Here is a 12,473-nt window from a genome sequence, read left to right on the forward strand (position 1 = left end):
CGGGGCCGATGGATAATCTCGGAGAACTCCTGCACGGCTTCACCATCGCGGTTACCGTGCCGCATCTGGCGCTGATGGTGGTCGGCGTGCTGCTCGGCATTCTCGTCGGCGTGCTGCCGGGGCTGGGCGCGCCGAACGGGGTGTCGCTGCTGCTGCCGCTGACCTTCGGCATGCAGCCGGTCTCGGCGATCATTCTGCTCTCCAGCATGTATTGGGGGGCACTGTTCGGCGGCTCGGTCACCTCGATCCTGTTCAACATTCCGGGCGAGCCGTCGTCGGTCGCGACCACCTTCGACGGCTACCCGATGGCGCGTGACGGCAGGCCGACGACGGCGCTGGCGACTGCCTTCGGCTCGGCGGCGTTCGGCGCGCTGATCGGCGTCATCCTGATCACCTTCCTCGCGTCCTGGGTGGCGCAGGTCGCGCTCGCCTTCGGGCCGCCGGAATATTTTGCGGTCTATTTCCTCGCCTTTGCGAGCTTCGTCGGCATGGGCGGCGCGGCGCCGATCAAGACCGTCGTGGCGCTGGCGATCGGCTTTGCGATCGCCGCCATCGGCATCGACACCGTGTCCGGCAGCGTCCGCCTCACCATGGGCATCGACGAGCTGGTCAAGGGCGTGAACTTCGTCGTCGCGGTGATGGGCCTGTTCGGCATCGGCGAGCTGCTGGTTGCGGTCGAGGAGGAGTTTCATGCCCGCGCGGTCTCCTCGAAGATCGACTGGCGCGAGGTGCTTCGTGCTGTCGGCCGCCTGCCGCGCCACAGCGTTGCATTGCTGCGGAGTGCCGCGATTGGATGCTGGATGGGGATCACGCCGGGCGGCCCGACGGCGGCGTCCTTCATGAGCTACGGCATCGCCCGCCGCTTCTCGCGCCGCGGCCGGTACTTTGGCACGGGCGAGGTCGAAGGCATCATCTCGCCGGAGACGGCCGATCATGCCGCCGGCACCAGCGCGCTGCTGCCGATGCTTTCGCTCGGCATTCCCGGCTCGGCGACCGCCGCCGTCATGATGGGCGGACTGATGATCTGGGGCCTCAATCCCGGACCCATGCTGTTCGTCGACCAGAAGGACTTTGTCTGGGGCCTGATTGCCTCGATGTATGTCGGCAACATCGTCGCCGTCGCGCTGGTGTTGCTGACCGTCCCCGTCTTCGCCGCCTTGATGCGGATTCCCTTCGTGGTGATCGCGCCCCTGATCGTGATCATCTGCGTCGTCGGCGCCTATTCGGTGTCGAACTCCTATCTCGACGTGGTCATGATGCTCGGCTTCGGAATGGTCGGCTATCTCTTCAAGAAGCTGTTCTATCCGCTGGCGCCGCTCGTGCTCGCGATCGTCATCGGCGACAAGGCCGAGGATGCATTTCGGCAATCGATGCTGATGTCGAAGGGATCGCTCGGGATCTTCTTTGCGAACAAGCTGGTGACGTGCCTGATCGTGGCCGGCATCGCGCTGCTGCTGCTTCCGCTTGTGCTCCAGCTTGCGCGCCTGTTTCGCAAGCCTGCGCCGCCCGCCAATGAGACGACTGCTCAGGAGAAGGTGATCATATGACCGCAAAGCCGCTCATTGCACTGGCGATGGGAGATCCCGCCGGCATCAGCCCGGAGCTGACGGCAAAGCTCGTGGCGGAGGACGACATCCGCGCGAGCTGCCGGATCGTCGTGATCGGCGACCGCCGCATCTTCGACGAGGGCGCGCGCGTCGCCGGCGTCAAGCCTGATATGACCATGGTGCAGCAAGGGGCTGACCTTCGCTCAGCGAGGGGCGATGCGCTGTTCGTCGATCTCGGCCACCTAGACCCTAAGGAAATCCAGCCGAAGACCGCGACCCTTGCCGGCGGACAATTCGCGCTGGCCAATTACCGGCGCGCGCTTGAACTCGGCCGCGATGGCCGCGCCGACGCCGTCTGCTTCACCCCCTTCAACAAGCAGGCGATGCGCCTCGCCCGCGCCGAATATGACGACGAGATCGCATTCTCGGCCGAAGTCGTCGGGCTCAAGACACCTGCAAGCGAGTTCAACGTGCTTGGCGAACTCTGGAATGCGCGGGTCACCTCGCACATTCCGCTAAAGGATGTCGCGGCAAACCTGTCCAGCGAACGCATCCATCGTGCGCTGAAGCTGACGGATGCTTGCATGCGCAACGCCGGTGTTCCGCGACCGCGCATCGCGGTCGCCGGATTGAACCCGCACGCCGGCGATGGCGGCAATTTCGGACGCGAAGAGATCGAAATCATTGCCCCCGTGGTCGAGGCCGGTCAGCGCGACGGCATTGCCGTAGAGGGACCGTTTCCCGCCGACACCGTGTTCCTGCGCGCCAAGGGCGGCGCCTTCGATGCGGTGCTGACGATGTACCATGACCAGGGCCAGATCGCGATGAAGCTGATGGGCTTCGATCGCGGGGTGACCCTGCTCGGCGGCTTCCCGTTCCCGATCTGCACGCCCGCGCACGGCACCGCCTACGACATCGCAGGGCAAGGCATCGCGTCGATCGGCGCCAGCCGCGCCGCGTTGCTGCTCGCCGCGGAGATGGCCGCGCGCCGCGCTACGTGACGAGGCGGCGCTACTTCGTGATCGGCGTGACCAGCTCCTTGTCTGCTGAATCCACCACGAACACGGCCAGCAGCTTCGCAGGTTCGGTATCGCTGGCATTCGCGCTTATGGCGTGACGGTCGCCGGGCTTTTCGAAGAAATTCTCTCCTTTGCGATAGACCTTGGCGGGCTCGTCATTGACCTGACTGCGGATCGCTCCTTCCAGGATGGTCGCATAGATGAATGCGGAGGGCGGATGCATGTGGGCCGGTGAGGACCCTCCGGGACCATACTCGACCAGCACGCCCTTCATGCTCTTGCCTGGGACGTTCGGCAGCGCCCGGTCGAACACGACCGTCACCTTGGCCAGAGGTGCCGGTTCGGCCGCATGACCCGTCAGGACTGATGCGGCATAAACCGCCGTTGCGATCAGCAATCTGCGCATGGGATCTCCTTCATTGCAGTGGTTGTCGTGATGGAAGGTCTGGCGGATCCTCAGAGCCCTGCGAGCCACGTTGCGAGCGGCGTTTTTCCAAGCCGCGCCTCGCCGAGCGGGTTCAGTGATGTGTCGTCGATGGGGGCGCCGTAGTACGGTGCCTTCGGGTCTCCCACCACCGGTCGGGCGTCGCCGGACGCCTTCAGGCGCCGCGCAATGAATTCATTGAAGGGGGCCTTCTCGGGTCCTGCGATATCGATGGTGCCGTTGAGCGGCCGGCGCATGGCGACCTCCGCGAGGCGATCAGCCACGTCTTCGGCGGCGATCGGCTGAAACAGTGCGGACGGGACGACGATCTTTCCTTCGACCACAGCCGTTTCGGCAATGGCGCCGAGGAATTCGAAGAACTGGGTGGCACGAACGATGGAGTAGGGGACCGAAGAGGATTTGATGATGGTCTCCTGGGCGAGCTTGGCCCGAAAATAGGCGTTGTCGGGCGATCGTTCGGTCCCCACGATCGACAGCGCCACGTGGTGCTTCACGCCCGCGGCTGCCTCTGCCGCGACGAGGTTTGTGCTCGAGCGCTGGAAGAAATCGAGCACGGCGGCGGGCTCCCAGGACGGCGCGTTGGCAACGTCGACCACGACATCCGCGCCAGCCAGCGCTGCTGCGAGGCCTTCCCCGGTCACGGCGTTCACGCCTGATTTCGGCGAGGCTGCAACAGCCTCGTGGCCGTGTTGTTTCAACTTCGTCACGAGCTTGGATCCGATCAATCCGGTCCCGCCGATCACGACGATCTTCATGGCATGTCTCCTCGGCATGCGACGAGCGTGAGTGATCCAGGTCCGTGAGCCGATCACGTCACGTCGCCCAACGTGATGCGAAGCGCAGCTTAGCCGAGCAATGCGGCGGGCTCTTGCCTGTAACCGGCCCGCTTTGCCGGAAAATGCTTCAGAAGACTCGTTGCGACGGGGTGGACGCCGCGCCTGCCGCGGTCGGATCGAAGCCCAACGAAGTTTGCTGCATCTGCTCAGGCCATACGGAGGCGGCGAAATTGCACCGAGATCAATGTTCTTATTGTACTGAGAAATGTACCGGTTCATATTGCGCCGCATCGACCCTCAAATGCACCGAGAGGTGGTCGCGCCAGACAAAGCGGAGCAACAGAATGAACGTGAGTTATCTTGATGTGTTTCTGGCATTCCTCGGAATGACCTTTGGCCTGCCTTCAGTGCTGCCCGGTCTCTTTTTCCAGCCGAAGGCCGAGCCGCCTCGAACCTCGCAAGCGACGTCGACCGACGCCGGCCCAACAGCAACCGATGACGACGTCACGGCGATCTGAGCCGAGTCTCGCCCGCGATGTTTCGGCGTGACGCGAGCCAAGGCGCGAGCGTGACGGTCATGGAGATGCGCAGATGGATTTGACGGTCTCCACAGTGATCATCGCCTTTTCCGGCGTCTTCCTGATCTGCTTCATGAAGGGCGCATTCGGCGGCGGCTTCTCCATCGTCGGCATTCCGTTGCTGTCGTGCGTGATGGATCCGGTCACGGCGGGCGGTCTGCTCGCGCCGCTCTTCATCGCCATGGACCTGTTCGCACTGCGCTACTGGAAGCCCTCGACATGGTCGAAGCCGGACCTGGTGCTGCTGTTGCCCGCGCTCGTGATCGGCATTGCCCTCGGCTATCTCTTGTTCCGTGTATTGGACCATCGCGCCGTCGCGATCGTGATGGCTGTCGTGACGTTGAGCTTCGTCGGCATATGGCTCGTGCGTGATCCGAAGGTGGTCATTCGTCCGCGCTCCTCGCCGAAGGCGGTTGCTGCCGGTCTTGCCTCGGGTGTCACGACCATGGTCGCGCATTCCGGCGGACCGCCGCTGGCGATGTACCTCCTGCCGCTTGGCCTCAGCAAGGAGGTCTACGCGGGAACGACGAGCCTGTTCTTCACCGTCGGCAACGCGATCAAGGCGGTACCTTGGCTGTTGCTCGTGCGGCCGGCGGGCAACGTCTGGATCATGATGGCGGCGTGCCTCCTTGCCATTCCCAGCGGTGTCTGGCTCGGCTGGCGGCTGCACGGAAAGCTGGACCAGCGGCAGATCTACCGGGCGTGCCATGGCTTGCTGGCCGTGACGGCGTTGAAGCTGTTGTGGGACGGAGTGTCTGGCTATCTCGGATAGGCTGCAAGTCGCGCCGCATCACGGCGCGACCATCGTTCGACGGTCACGCTGCCCCGCTCACAGGTCTCGTGATGACGTCGTCACGCTCCGCAGACGATCACGCCGTACCAGCCGAGGCCGCGATAGGTCTCGTAGCCTGGCGTCGCATGGAACGCGACCAGCGCGCCCGTGCGGTCGTGGTAGAAGCCGGACCGCTGGCCGTTCAGCGAGATCGAGATGCGCTCGCTCAAAATACCCTGGCCATCGGAAGCTGCGATGACACGCAGATTGGAATCGACCAGCAGCACGCGCGCCTTGTCGCTGTCGCCGACGCGCACGCCCTGCACGATGGCGCGGGCCTGCGCCTCCCAGTCGAAATGGATGGCGAGCACGCCGATCGGCGCGCCGTTGGCCTGGCCGCCGGCGCGGACGCTGGCACAATAGGTCGCGACCTGGGCATTGCCGAGCAGCGGCTGGTTCTCGACATCACCGGCAACATAGTCGTCGCCGGAGCGCAAGGTTCGCGCCTCGCGAAACCACTTTGTGTGGGCGACGTTCTGGCCGACGACGCGAAAGCGGTCGGCGCGGCCGTTGGCGATGACGTTGCCGTCGAGGTCGCAGAGCCAGAGGTCGAGATAGACGGTGTAGGCGCCGAGGATCACACCGAGGCGCTGCGAGGCATGGGAGACGGCTGCGGCGCTCGGCGAGGCCGCGCAATCGACCACGGCGGAGTCGGTCGCCCACCAGCGCACGTCGCAGGTGCGTTCATAGAGGTTGCGATCGATCAGCTCAATGGCGTTGAGCGACAGGTCGACCATGCGCTCGCCGCGCGAGCGCTGGCTCATGCGGTCGATCGAGGCAACGAGATCGCCGGTGCGCTTCGTAAGCTGGGTTTCGAGCTCGCGTGCGATGGTTTCGACCTGCTGGCCGACGCCGCGCACTTCCTGCGCCACCACCGCGAAGCCCGCGCCCTGCGCGCCGGCGCGCGAACTCTCGATCAGCGCGTTCAGCGCCAGCATCTTCATCTGGTTGGTGATCTGCTGGATCGCTTTGGTCTTGTCGACCGCGATCTGGTTGACCTCCGCGGTCAGGCGATTGATCAGCGCGGAGATATCGGAATCGTCATCAGCGGGTTCGGTGGCGATCGGCTTGGCTTTGAGACCCAGCGCAGCAGACATCGGGGGCTCCCCTTGGCAATGAGGCCTGATCTGCAACGAACCCGGAACAACTAATTACAGATCGAATACGAGTCTTTTTCGAAGATTCCGCCTAACGCCCGCTTAATTTGCTGTTCCACGGATTGCCCAAATGATAGTCAGTCCGCGCAGCAAAGCGGCAATCCACCGCTTTGTGCGGCGCGGACATTGCAAATCCCGGGGGATTCCAGGTCAATCGTCATTGTCGGCCGATCGCCGCAACGCCCAGTCCGATTCCTGGGTTCCTCAAGCCAGTCTCGACTCATGACGCCGCCCGCAACCGCCTTGCCCGTCGAAGTGCCCCAGGCGTTTCTGGGCGTCGCGCGCTCGCTCACCGACAAGCTCTGGCTCGACCGGCTGGATGCGCGCGGGGCGGCCAAGGCGCTCGCCATCGTGCAGCGACACCAGCTGCCGGAGTTGCTGGCGCGGGTGCTGGCGGGCCGCGGCATCGACATCGATGGCGTCAGCGACTTCCTGGATCCGACCATCCGCAAGCTGTTGCCGGACCCGTACACTGTGACGGAGATGGAGGCCGCCGCGAAGCGGATCGCGGATGCGGCGGTGCGCGGCGAGAAGGTTGCGATCTTTGGCGACTACGATGTCGATGGCGCGACCTCGGCGGCGCTGCTCGCCTGGCATCTGCGCCATTGCGGGCTCGATCCGCTGATCCATATTCCCGACCGGATTTTCGAAGGCTACGGCCCGAACACCGAAGCGATCCGCGCGCTGGCCGCCAAGGGCGCCACGCTGCTCGTCACGGTAGATTGCGGGACCACCACCATCGAGCCGCTCGCGGAAGCCAAGCGCCTCGGCATGTCCGTGGTCGTGATCGATCATCACCAGGCCGGCACGGAGCTGCCGGAGGTCGATGCGCTGGTCAATCCGAACCGGCTCGACGATATCTCGGGCCTTGGCCATCTCGCCGCCGTCGGCCTCGTGCTGGTGACGCTGGTCGCGGTCAACCGCGAGCTGCGCCAGCGCGGCTTCTGGACGAGCGAGATGCCCGAGCCCGATCTGCTCGGCATGCTGCATCACGTCGCGCTCGGCACGGTTGCGGATGTCGCGCCGCTGATCGGGCTCAACCGTGCTTTCGTCGCCAAAGGCCTGATCGCGATGCGGCGGCGCGACCATGTCGGTCATACCGCGCTGATGGACGTGGCGCGGCTCAACGGCCCGCCGGAGGCCTGGCATCTCGGATTCATGCTGGGGCCGCGCGTCAATGCCGGCGGCCGCATCGGCCGCGCCGATCTCGGCGTGCGGCTCTTGCTCGAAGGCGACAGCGTCGAGGCGGCGCGGATTGCGGCCGAGCTCGATCGCCTCAACAGCGAGCGCCGCGTCATCGAGCAGGCGGCCGAAGCGCAGGCCGAAGCCGAGGCGCTGGCCTCGATCGGGCTCGAGGACAAGATTGGCGTCATCGTCACGGCCTCCGAAGGCTGGCATCCCGGCGTGGTCGGCCTCGTGGCGTCCCGCCTGAAGGAGAAGTTTTCGCGACCGGCCTTTGCGATTGCGCTGGAGCCCGGCGGCATCGGCACCGGCTCGGGCCGCTCCATCGCCGGCGTCGATCTCGGCAAGGCGGTGCGGCAGGCGGTCACCGACGGCATCTTGCTGAAGGGCGGCGGCCACGCGATGGCCGCGGGCGTGACGTTGAGGAAGGAGAAGCTCGCCGAATTCCGCGCCTATCTCGAAAATGCGCTGGCGCGCGACGTTGCCGAGGCGCGCCATGTCAACGAGCTCTATGTCGACGGCGCGGTGTCCGCGCGCGCCGTGACGACGGAGCTTGCGACCACGCTCAACCGCGCCGGTCCCTTCGGCAGCGGCAATCCGGAAGTCGTGCTGGCGCTGCCATCGCATCAGCTCGTCTATGCCGATGAGGTCGGACAGGCGCATTTGAGGCTACGCTTCAAGTCTGGCGACGGCTCGATCGTCAACGGCATTGCGTTCCGTTCGGTCGGCCAGAAGCTCGGCAATGCACTTCTCGCCAATCGCGGTCAGCAATTGCATGTCGCGGGATCGTTGTCGGTCGACCGGTACCAGGGCGCCGAGCGCGTGCAATTCCGCGTGGTCGACGTCGCGCTACCGGACCAGGGGCCATCCGTGATTAGATAACGCAAGATCCCTCGCGAAAAACGCGGTACGCGTTTGCGCGGAGATCATGCATCAAAAATAAGCCGCTCAAACAACAAAAAAAGGGAGTGAACATGGCAGGGCAGGTCGAGGGCAAGGTCGCGCTGGTGACGGGCGGTGCGTCGGGTATTGGCGAGGCCATCGTCGAATTGTTCGCGCGCGAAGGCGCTACCGTCGTCATCTCGGATATTGACGAGCTGCGCGGCCCGGAGCTCGTCAAGCGCGTCACAAAAGCCGGCGGCAAGGCGATCTTCCTGGAGCAGGACGTCACCAGCGAGGAGCGCTGGATCGAGATCGTCGAAGAGATCGCCAAGCGCTACGGCCGGCTCGACATCATGGTCTCCAATGCCGGCATCGGCATTGCCGTACCCTCGATCGTCGATATGACGCTCGCTGACTGGCACAAGCAGAACGCGATCAACCTCGACGGCGTGTTTCTCTCGGTGAAGCATTGCCTGCCGTTGATGCGCAAAACCGGCGGCGGCTCGATCGTGATGATGTCGTCGCTTGCAGGCCTGCGCGGCGCGCCGGGCCTCTCGGCCTATTCGCTGACCAAGGGCGGCGTGCGGCTGTTCGCCAAATCGATCGCGATGGAGTGCGCGGCCGCCGGCGACGGCATCCGCGTCAACTCCGTTCATCCCGGCATCATCGACACGCCGATCTGGGGCAAGATCCCGACGGGGGCGACGGGCGCCGGCCAGAACGCACCGATCGACCCCGAGGAACGAGCCAAGGTCGCAACCCCGCTCGCCCGTGCCGGGCAGGCCGCGGAGATCGCCTCCGGCGTGCTGTATCTGGCCTCCGATGCCTCGCGCTACGTCACCGGCAGCGAGCTTGTCATCGACGGCGGCATGAACGCCGGCGGCGTGCCGCGGCGGCAATAAGCCGCCGCGCCAGACGCGAAGGGCAGGGTGGCGCCCGCAGGGGCTGACGCAGAGGCGTCGGCCCTGTACAACGAGGGCCTCTTCCGACCGAAAGAGGTTTCCTTCGCCATGGCGCACAGTCTTCAATCTTCCTCATCCGCACCTGCGCCGTTCCGCTCGAACCGGCCTGATCTCGCCACCGACGCGATCCGCACCGCGCGCGAGGACCTCGCAGCCTGCTTCCGCATGGCCGCGCGCAACGGCTTTGAGGAGGGGATCTGCAACCATTTCTCGGCCGTCGTGCCCGGCCATGAGGATCTCTTCCTGGTCAATCCCTACGGTTACGCCTTCCGCGAGCTGACGGCGTCAAGGCTCCTGATCTGCGATTTCCACGGCAACGTGCTCGACGGCGAGGGCGCGCCCGAGGCGACCGCGTTCTACATCCACGCCGAGATGCATAAGCGCCTGCCGCGTGCGAAGGTCGCCTTCCACACCCACATGCCCTACGCCACGGCGTTGTCGATGACCGAGGGCGATCCCCTGATCTGGGCCGGCCAGACCGCGCTGAAATTCTACGGCCGCACCGCAGTGGATCGCGATTACAACGGCCTCGCCCTCGACAACCGCGAAGGCGCGCGCATCGCCTCGGCCGTCGGCGATGCCGACATCGTCTTCATGAAGCATCATGGCGTGATGGTGCTGGCGCCGACCATCGCGGAAGCCTGGGACGATCTCTATTACCTCGAACGCGCCGCCGAGGTGCAGGTGCTGGCGATGTCGACGGGACGGAAGGTGCTGCCGGTCGATCCCGCGATTGCCGCTGAAACCTACAGGCAAATGCGCGAAGGCGATTCCGAATCCGCGCGATTGCATCTCGCCGCGATCCGCCGCCAGCTGGATGCGGAAGAACCGCAGTACCGGCACTAGCGAACGCCACTACGGGCCGGCGCTACGACCCCTGCCGCAACTTCGCCAGCACCTTCAGCCCGCCATAGCCATCGGCGGGCGTGATCCCTGCGCGCTGCTGGAAATCCTTGATCGCCTTCATGGTGTCGTTGCCGACACGGCCGTCGGTGCCGCCGGTGTCGAAACCGGCCTTGGTCAGGCGCGTCTGCATCTCCTGCACCTCGGCAAGCGTCAGCGCGCGTTCGGAGCCGGGGAAGGGCTGGATGAAGGGCGGCGCGCCGAGGCAGCGGTCGCCGAGATGGCAGATTGCGAGCGCATAGTTCATCGAGGGATTGTAGCTCTTCACCGAATAGAAATTCGGTCCCAGCAGAAACGTCGGCCCGCCCGCAACCGGCGTCCACATCTGCGCGGATGCATTCGGTTGCGGAAACGGCTGGCCGTCGGCGCGGGTGACGCCGGCCGATGCCCACGCCGCGTAGGTGCGGTTGCCGCTCGCCTCTCCGGACGCGCGCACCTCGTAGCCCCAATGCTCACCGCGGCGCCACTTGCCGCGATTGACCAGATACTTTGCCGTTGAGCCCAGCGCGTCGTCGGGCTTGCCGAACGGCGACACCTTGCCGTCGCCGTCATAGTCGATGCCGACATTGAGCCAGACCTCCGGCATCCATTGCGAATGCCCCATCGCGCCGGCCCAGGATCCCTGCATCTGCTCCGGCGTGCTCCAGCCCTTGTCGACGATGCGCAGCGCGTTGATCAGCTCGGTCTCCCAATAGGCTTTGCGGCGCGGCTCGTTCCAGGCGAGCGCGGCGAGCGAGGGGAATACCGGCGTCATGTGGTTTTGTTGCACCAGCGGATCGCCATAGGCGGACTCCACGCCCCACAGCGCCAACAGCGTGCCGCGCTCGACGCCGAAATCGCGCTCGATGCGCGCGAGCAGCGCTTCGTTGTTCTTCAGCGCGATCTTGCCGTTGATGATGCGCCAGTCCGAGACGCGGCGGTTGATGTATTGCCAGACCTGCTCGTGGAATTCGGGCTGGTTGCGCATCTGCTTGAACACGCTCATGTCGGGCTCGACCCGGGCCATCGCGCGTTGCCAGGTCGCGGCCGAAATGCCTTTCGCCATGGCGCGTGCACGAAAACCCTCGCGCCATTCGTCGAAGCCCGGAGGCGCGGCGAGAAGCTGCGTGGGGAATGTGATGAATGCGGCTGCGCCGAGCGTGGACCGAAGCAGGGCGCGGCGGCTGCGATTGGCCGAGGAATCAGCTTGTTTCATGGACCCATTCTAGCGGGAATCACGGCTGCTGTGGGCCGCTTCCTGGAACACCGGGAACAGGCCAGCGCCCGCGTTCCGCCGGAACAAAGTGTCGCAGTCCCGCATTCCCTCCGCATACACTGGAGGATGAAGATGAAAAGATATCTGTTTGCCGCCGCCATGGTCACGGCCATCGCCGCCCCTGCATTCGCCGACGAAGTCGGCGTTCACGTCGGCCCGGTCGGTGCCGGCGTGACGGTCGGACAGTCGCACGAATATCGTGAGCGGGATCGCGATCGCGACCGCACCACGGTCATCAAGGAGCGCGAGCCCGCCGACCGCACCACGGTGATCAAGAAGGAAGATGAATTCGGCAATCGCAGCAAGACCGTGATTCATCACGACAACGACTGACGGAGCAGGGCCCCGGCCGAGCGCCGGGGCCCGCCTTCTGCACGCAATCTGCTCATCGAGAATTCGGGGTGGAATGAAGATACGGGCACATGCGGAAAGCCATGTCGTCGAACTCGACGACGGATCGCGATGGCGGATCTATCCCGGCGATCTCGCGACCACGTTGAGCTGGAAGCCCGAAACCGAGTTGCGTCTCGAGCCGAGCCGTGATCGGACGAGTTCGCATGTGCTGGTGAATGCCGCCGATCAGAGCCGCGTGCGCGTGAGCGCGGCGGGCGATGCTTGGCCCGATGGCGAGGTTAAGAAAGCGTTGAAGGGCGGTTGAGCGTCCCTGCGCTCGCCCGGATATCCCCAATTTCAAGCCTGTGGCTTTACGGTCGATTTGCTTCCGTCTGCGTAAGAATGCGCGCATGCGGGAGCTGTTCGACATCATCCGTACCAATCCCTGGCCGTTCGGCGCCGGGCTGTTTGTCGTGATCCTGATGATCATCGCCGAGAACTTTGGCCGCGGCATTCAGGGCGACGGCGCCGTCAGCGATTTCTCGGATGCCGATGGAGGCGACGGCGGCTGCGGTGGTGACGGAGGCGGCGGCGACTAGAGC

Annotated in this window: 14 protein-coding genes; 10 read left to right on the forward strand and 4 right to left on the reverse strand. The window is 65.1% G+C overall.

The genetic code is table 11. The features are described from left to right. Positions 1–8: 8 nt before the first annotated feature. Positions 9–1,547, forward strand: a complete 1,539-nt coding sequence (locus ACKWRH_RS20605) for a tripartite tricarboxylate transporter permease (RefSeq protein ID WP_445222083.1) — start codon at positions 9–11, stop codon at positions 1,545–1,547. Next, positions 1,544–2,548, forward strand: coding sequence for a 4-hydroxythreonine-4-phosphate dehydrogenase PdxA (locus tag ACKWRH_RS20610; protein ID WP_445222084.1), 1,005 nt, complete (start codon positions 1,544–1,546; stop codon positions 2,546–2,548). The genes ACKWRH_RS20605 and ACKWRH_RS20610 overlap by 4 nt, the downstream gene beginning before the upstream one ends. A 10-nt stretch (positions 2,549–2,558) precedes the next feature. Here the strand turns inward: ACKWRH_RS20610 and ACKWRH_RS20615 are convergent, their stop codons facing one another. Further along, on the reverse strand, positions 2,559–2,972 hold the full coding sequence (locus tag ACKWRH_RS20615) for a cupin domain-containing protein (RefSeq protein ID WP_445222085.1): 414 nt from the start codon (positions 2,970–2,972) through the stop codon (positions 2,559–2,561). Positions 2,973–3,022: 50 nt separating this feature from the next. Continuing rightward, positions 3,023–3,766: an SDR family oxidoreductase gene (locus ACKWRH_RS20620; RefSeq protein ID WP_445222086.1), complete on the reverse strand. Its 744-nt coding sequence runs from the start codon at positions 3,764–3,766 to the stop codon at positions 3,023–3,025. 365 nt (positions 3,767–4,131) lie between these two features. Here ACKWRH_RS20620 and ACKWRH_RS20625 point away from each other — a divergent pair, with 365 nt between their 5' ends. Together ACKWRH_RS20625 and ACKWRH_RS20630 are read left to right on the forward strand one after the other, a co-directional pair. Next, the gene (locus tag ACKWRH_RS20625) at positions 4,132–4,305 is read left to right on the forward strand and encodes a hypothetical protein (protein WP_445222087.1); all 174 of its coding nucleotides are present in this window, start codon (positions 4,132–4,134) and stop codon (positions 4,303–4,305) included. Positions 4,306–4,378: 73 nt separating this feature from the next. Further along, on the forward strand, positions 4,379–5,137 hold the full coding sequence (locus tag ACKWRH_RS20630) for a sulfite exporter TauE/SafE family protein (protein ID WP_445222088.1): 759 nt from the start codon (positions 4,379–4,381) through the stop codon (positions 5,135–5,137). An 80-nt stretch (positions 5,138–5,217) separates the two neighbouring features. Here the strand turns inward: ACKWRH_RS20630 and ACKWRH_RS20635 are convergent, their stop codons facing one another. Continuing rightward, the gene (locus tag ACKWRH_RS20635; RefSeq protein ID WP_038959475.1) at positions 5,218–6,294 is read right to left on the reverse strand and encodes a methyl-accepting chemotaxis protein; all 1,077 of its coding nucleotides are present in this window, start codon (positions 6,292–6,294) and stop codon (positions 5,218–5,220) included. Positions 6,295–6,576: 282 nt separating this feature from the next. Here ACKWRH_RS20635 and recJ point away from each other — a divergent pair, with 282 nt between their 5' ends. The 3 genes from recJ (at position 6,577) to ACKWRH_RS20650 (ending at position 10,226) form a co-directional block, all read left to right on the forward strand. After that, the gene (gene recJ, locus ACKWRH_RS20640) at positions 6,577–8,418 is read left to right on the forward strand and encodes a single-stranded-DNA-specific exonuclease RecJ (protein WP_445222089.1); all 1,842 of its coding nucleotides are present in this window, start codon (positions 6,577–6,579) and stop codon (positions 8,416–8,418) included. A gap of 92 nt (positions 8,419–8,510) precedes the next feature. Next, positions 8,511–9,320: an SDR family NAD(P)-dependent oxidoreductase gene (locus ACKWRH_RS20645; RefSeq protein ID WP_445222090.1), complete on the forward strand. Its 810-nt coding sequence runs from the start codon at positions 8,511–8,513 to the stop codon at positions 9,318–9,320. A gap of 108 nt (positions 9,321–9,428) precedes the next feature. After that, the gene (locus ACKWRH_RS20650) at positions 9,429–10,226 is read left to right on the forward strand and encodes an aldolase (RefSeq protein ID WP_445222091.1); all 798 of its coding nucleotides are present in this window, start codon (positions 9,429–9,431) and stop codon (positions 10,224–10,226) included. 22 nt (positions 10,227–10,248) lie between these two features. Here the strand turns inward: ACKWRH_RS20650 and ACKWRH_RS20655 are convergent, their stop codons facing one another. Beyond that, entirely contained in the window at positions 10,249–11,478 is a 1,230-nt protein-coding gene (locus ACKWRH_RS20655) for a lytic murein transglycosylase (protein WP_445222092.1), read from the reverse strand. 132 nt (positions 11,479–11,610) lie between these two features. Here ACKWRH_RS20655 and ACKWRH_RS20660 point away from each other — a divergent pair, with 132 nt between their 5' ends. From ACKWRH_RS20660 to ACKWRH_RS20670, 3 genes are all read left to right on the forward strand, one after another. Further along, positions 11,611–11,871 carry a hypothetical protein gene (locus tag ACKWRH_RS20660; RefSeq protein ID WP_254138445.1) on the forward strand — a complete coding sequence of 87 codons (261 nt, stop codon included), beginning with the start codon at positions 11,611–11,613 and terminating at the stop codon, positions 11,869–11,871. Between the two features lie 73 nt (positions 11,872–11,944). Then, the gene (locus ACKWRH_RS20665; protein WP_445222093.1) at positions 11,945–12,196 is read left to right on the forward strand and encodes a hypothetical protein; all 252 of its coding nucleotides are present in this window, start codon (positions 11,945–11,947) and stop codon (positions 12,194–12,196) included. Positions 12,197–12,281: 85 nt separating this feature from the next. Beyond that, complete coding sequence (locus ACKWRH_RS20670) at positions 12,282–12,470, forward strand: hypothetical protein (RefSeq protein ID WP_135213536.1); 189 nt, start codon at positions 12,282–12,284, stop codon at positions 12,468–12,470. Positions 12,471–12,473: the final 3 nt, after the last annotated feature.

Source organism: Bradyrhizobium sp. Pa8, from assembly GCF_052588265.1.

What these genes read in the sequence shown, in the direction of transcription:
- ACKWRH_RS20605 (WP_445222083.1), top strand. Translation starts at nt 9, where the DNA reads ATGGATAATCTCGGAGAACTCCTGCACGGCTTCACCATCGCGGTTACC.
- ACKWRH_RS20610 (WP_445222084.1), top strand. Translation starts at nt 1,544, where the DNA reads ATGACCGCAAAGCCGCTCATTGCACTGGCGATGGGAGATCCCGCCGGC.
- ACKWRH_RS20615 (WP_445222085.1), bottom strand. Translation starts at nt 2,972, where the DNA reads ATGCGCAGATTGCTGATCGCAACGGCGGTTTATGCCGCATCAGTCCTG.
- ACKWRH_RS20620 (WP_445222086.1), bottom strand. Translation starts at nt 3,766, where the DNA reads ATGAAGATCGTCGTGATCGGCGGGACCGGATTGATCGGATCCAAGCTC.
- ACKWRH_RS20625 (WP_445222087.1), top strand. Translation starts at nt 4,132, where the DNA reads ATGAACGTGAGTTATCTTGATGTGTTTCTGGCATTCCTCGGAATGACC.
- ACKWRH_RS20630 (WP_445222088.1), top strand. Translation starts at nt 4,379, where the DNA reads ATGGATTTGACGGTCTCCACAGTGATCATCGCCTTTTCCGGCGTCTTC.
- ACKWRH_RS20635 (WP_038959475.1), bottom strand. Translation starts at nt 6,294, where the DNA reads ATGTCTGCTGCGCTGGGTCTCAAAGCCAAGCCGATCGCCACCGAACCC.
- recJ (WP_445222089.1), top strand. Translation starts at nt 6,577, where the DNA reads ATGACGCCGCCCGCAACCGCCTTGCCCGTCGAAGTGCCCCAGGCGTTT.
- ACKWRH_RS20645 (WP_445222090.1), top strand. Translation starts at nt 8,511, where the DNA reads ATGGCAGGGCAGGTCGAGGGCAAGGTCGCGCTGGTGACGGGCGGTGCG.
- ACKWRH_RS20650 (WP_445222091.1), top strand. Translation starts at nt 9,429, where the DNA reads ATGGCGCACAGTCTTCAATCTTCCTCATCCGCACCTGCGCCGTTCCGC.
- ACKWRH_RS20655 (WP_445222092.1), bottom strand. Translation starts at nt 11,478, where the DNA reads ATGAAACAAGCTGATTCCTCGGCCAATCGCAGCCGCCGCGCCCTGCTT.
- ACKWRH_RS20660 (WP_254138445.1), top strand. Translation starts at nt 11,611, where the DNA reads ATGAAAAGATATCTGTTTGCCGCCGCCATGGTCACGGCCATCGCCGCC.
- ACKWRH_RS20665 (WP_445222093.1), top strand. Translation starts at nt 11,945, where the DNA reads ATGAAGATACGGGCACATGCGGAAAGCCATGTCGTCGAACTCGACGAC.
- ACKWRH_RS20670 (WP_135213536.1), top strand. Translation starts at nt 12,282, where the DNA reads ATGCGGGAGCTGTTCGACATCATCCGTACCAATCCCTGGCCGTTCGGC.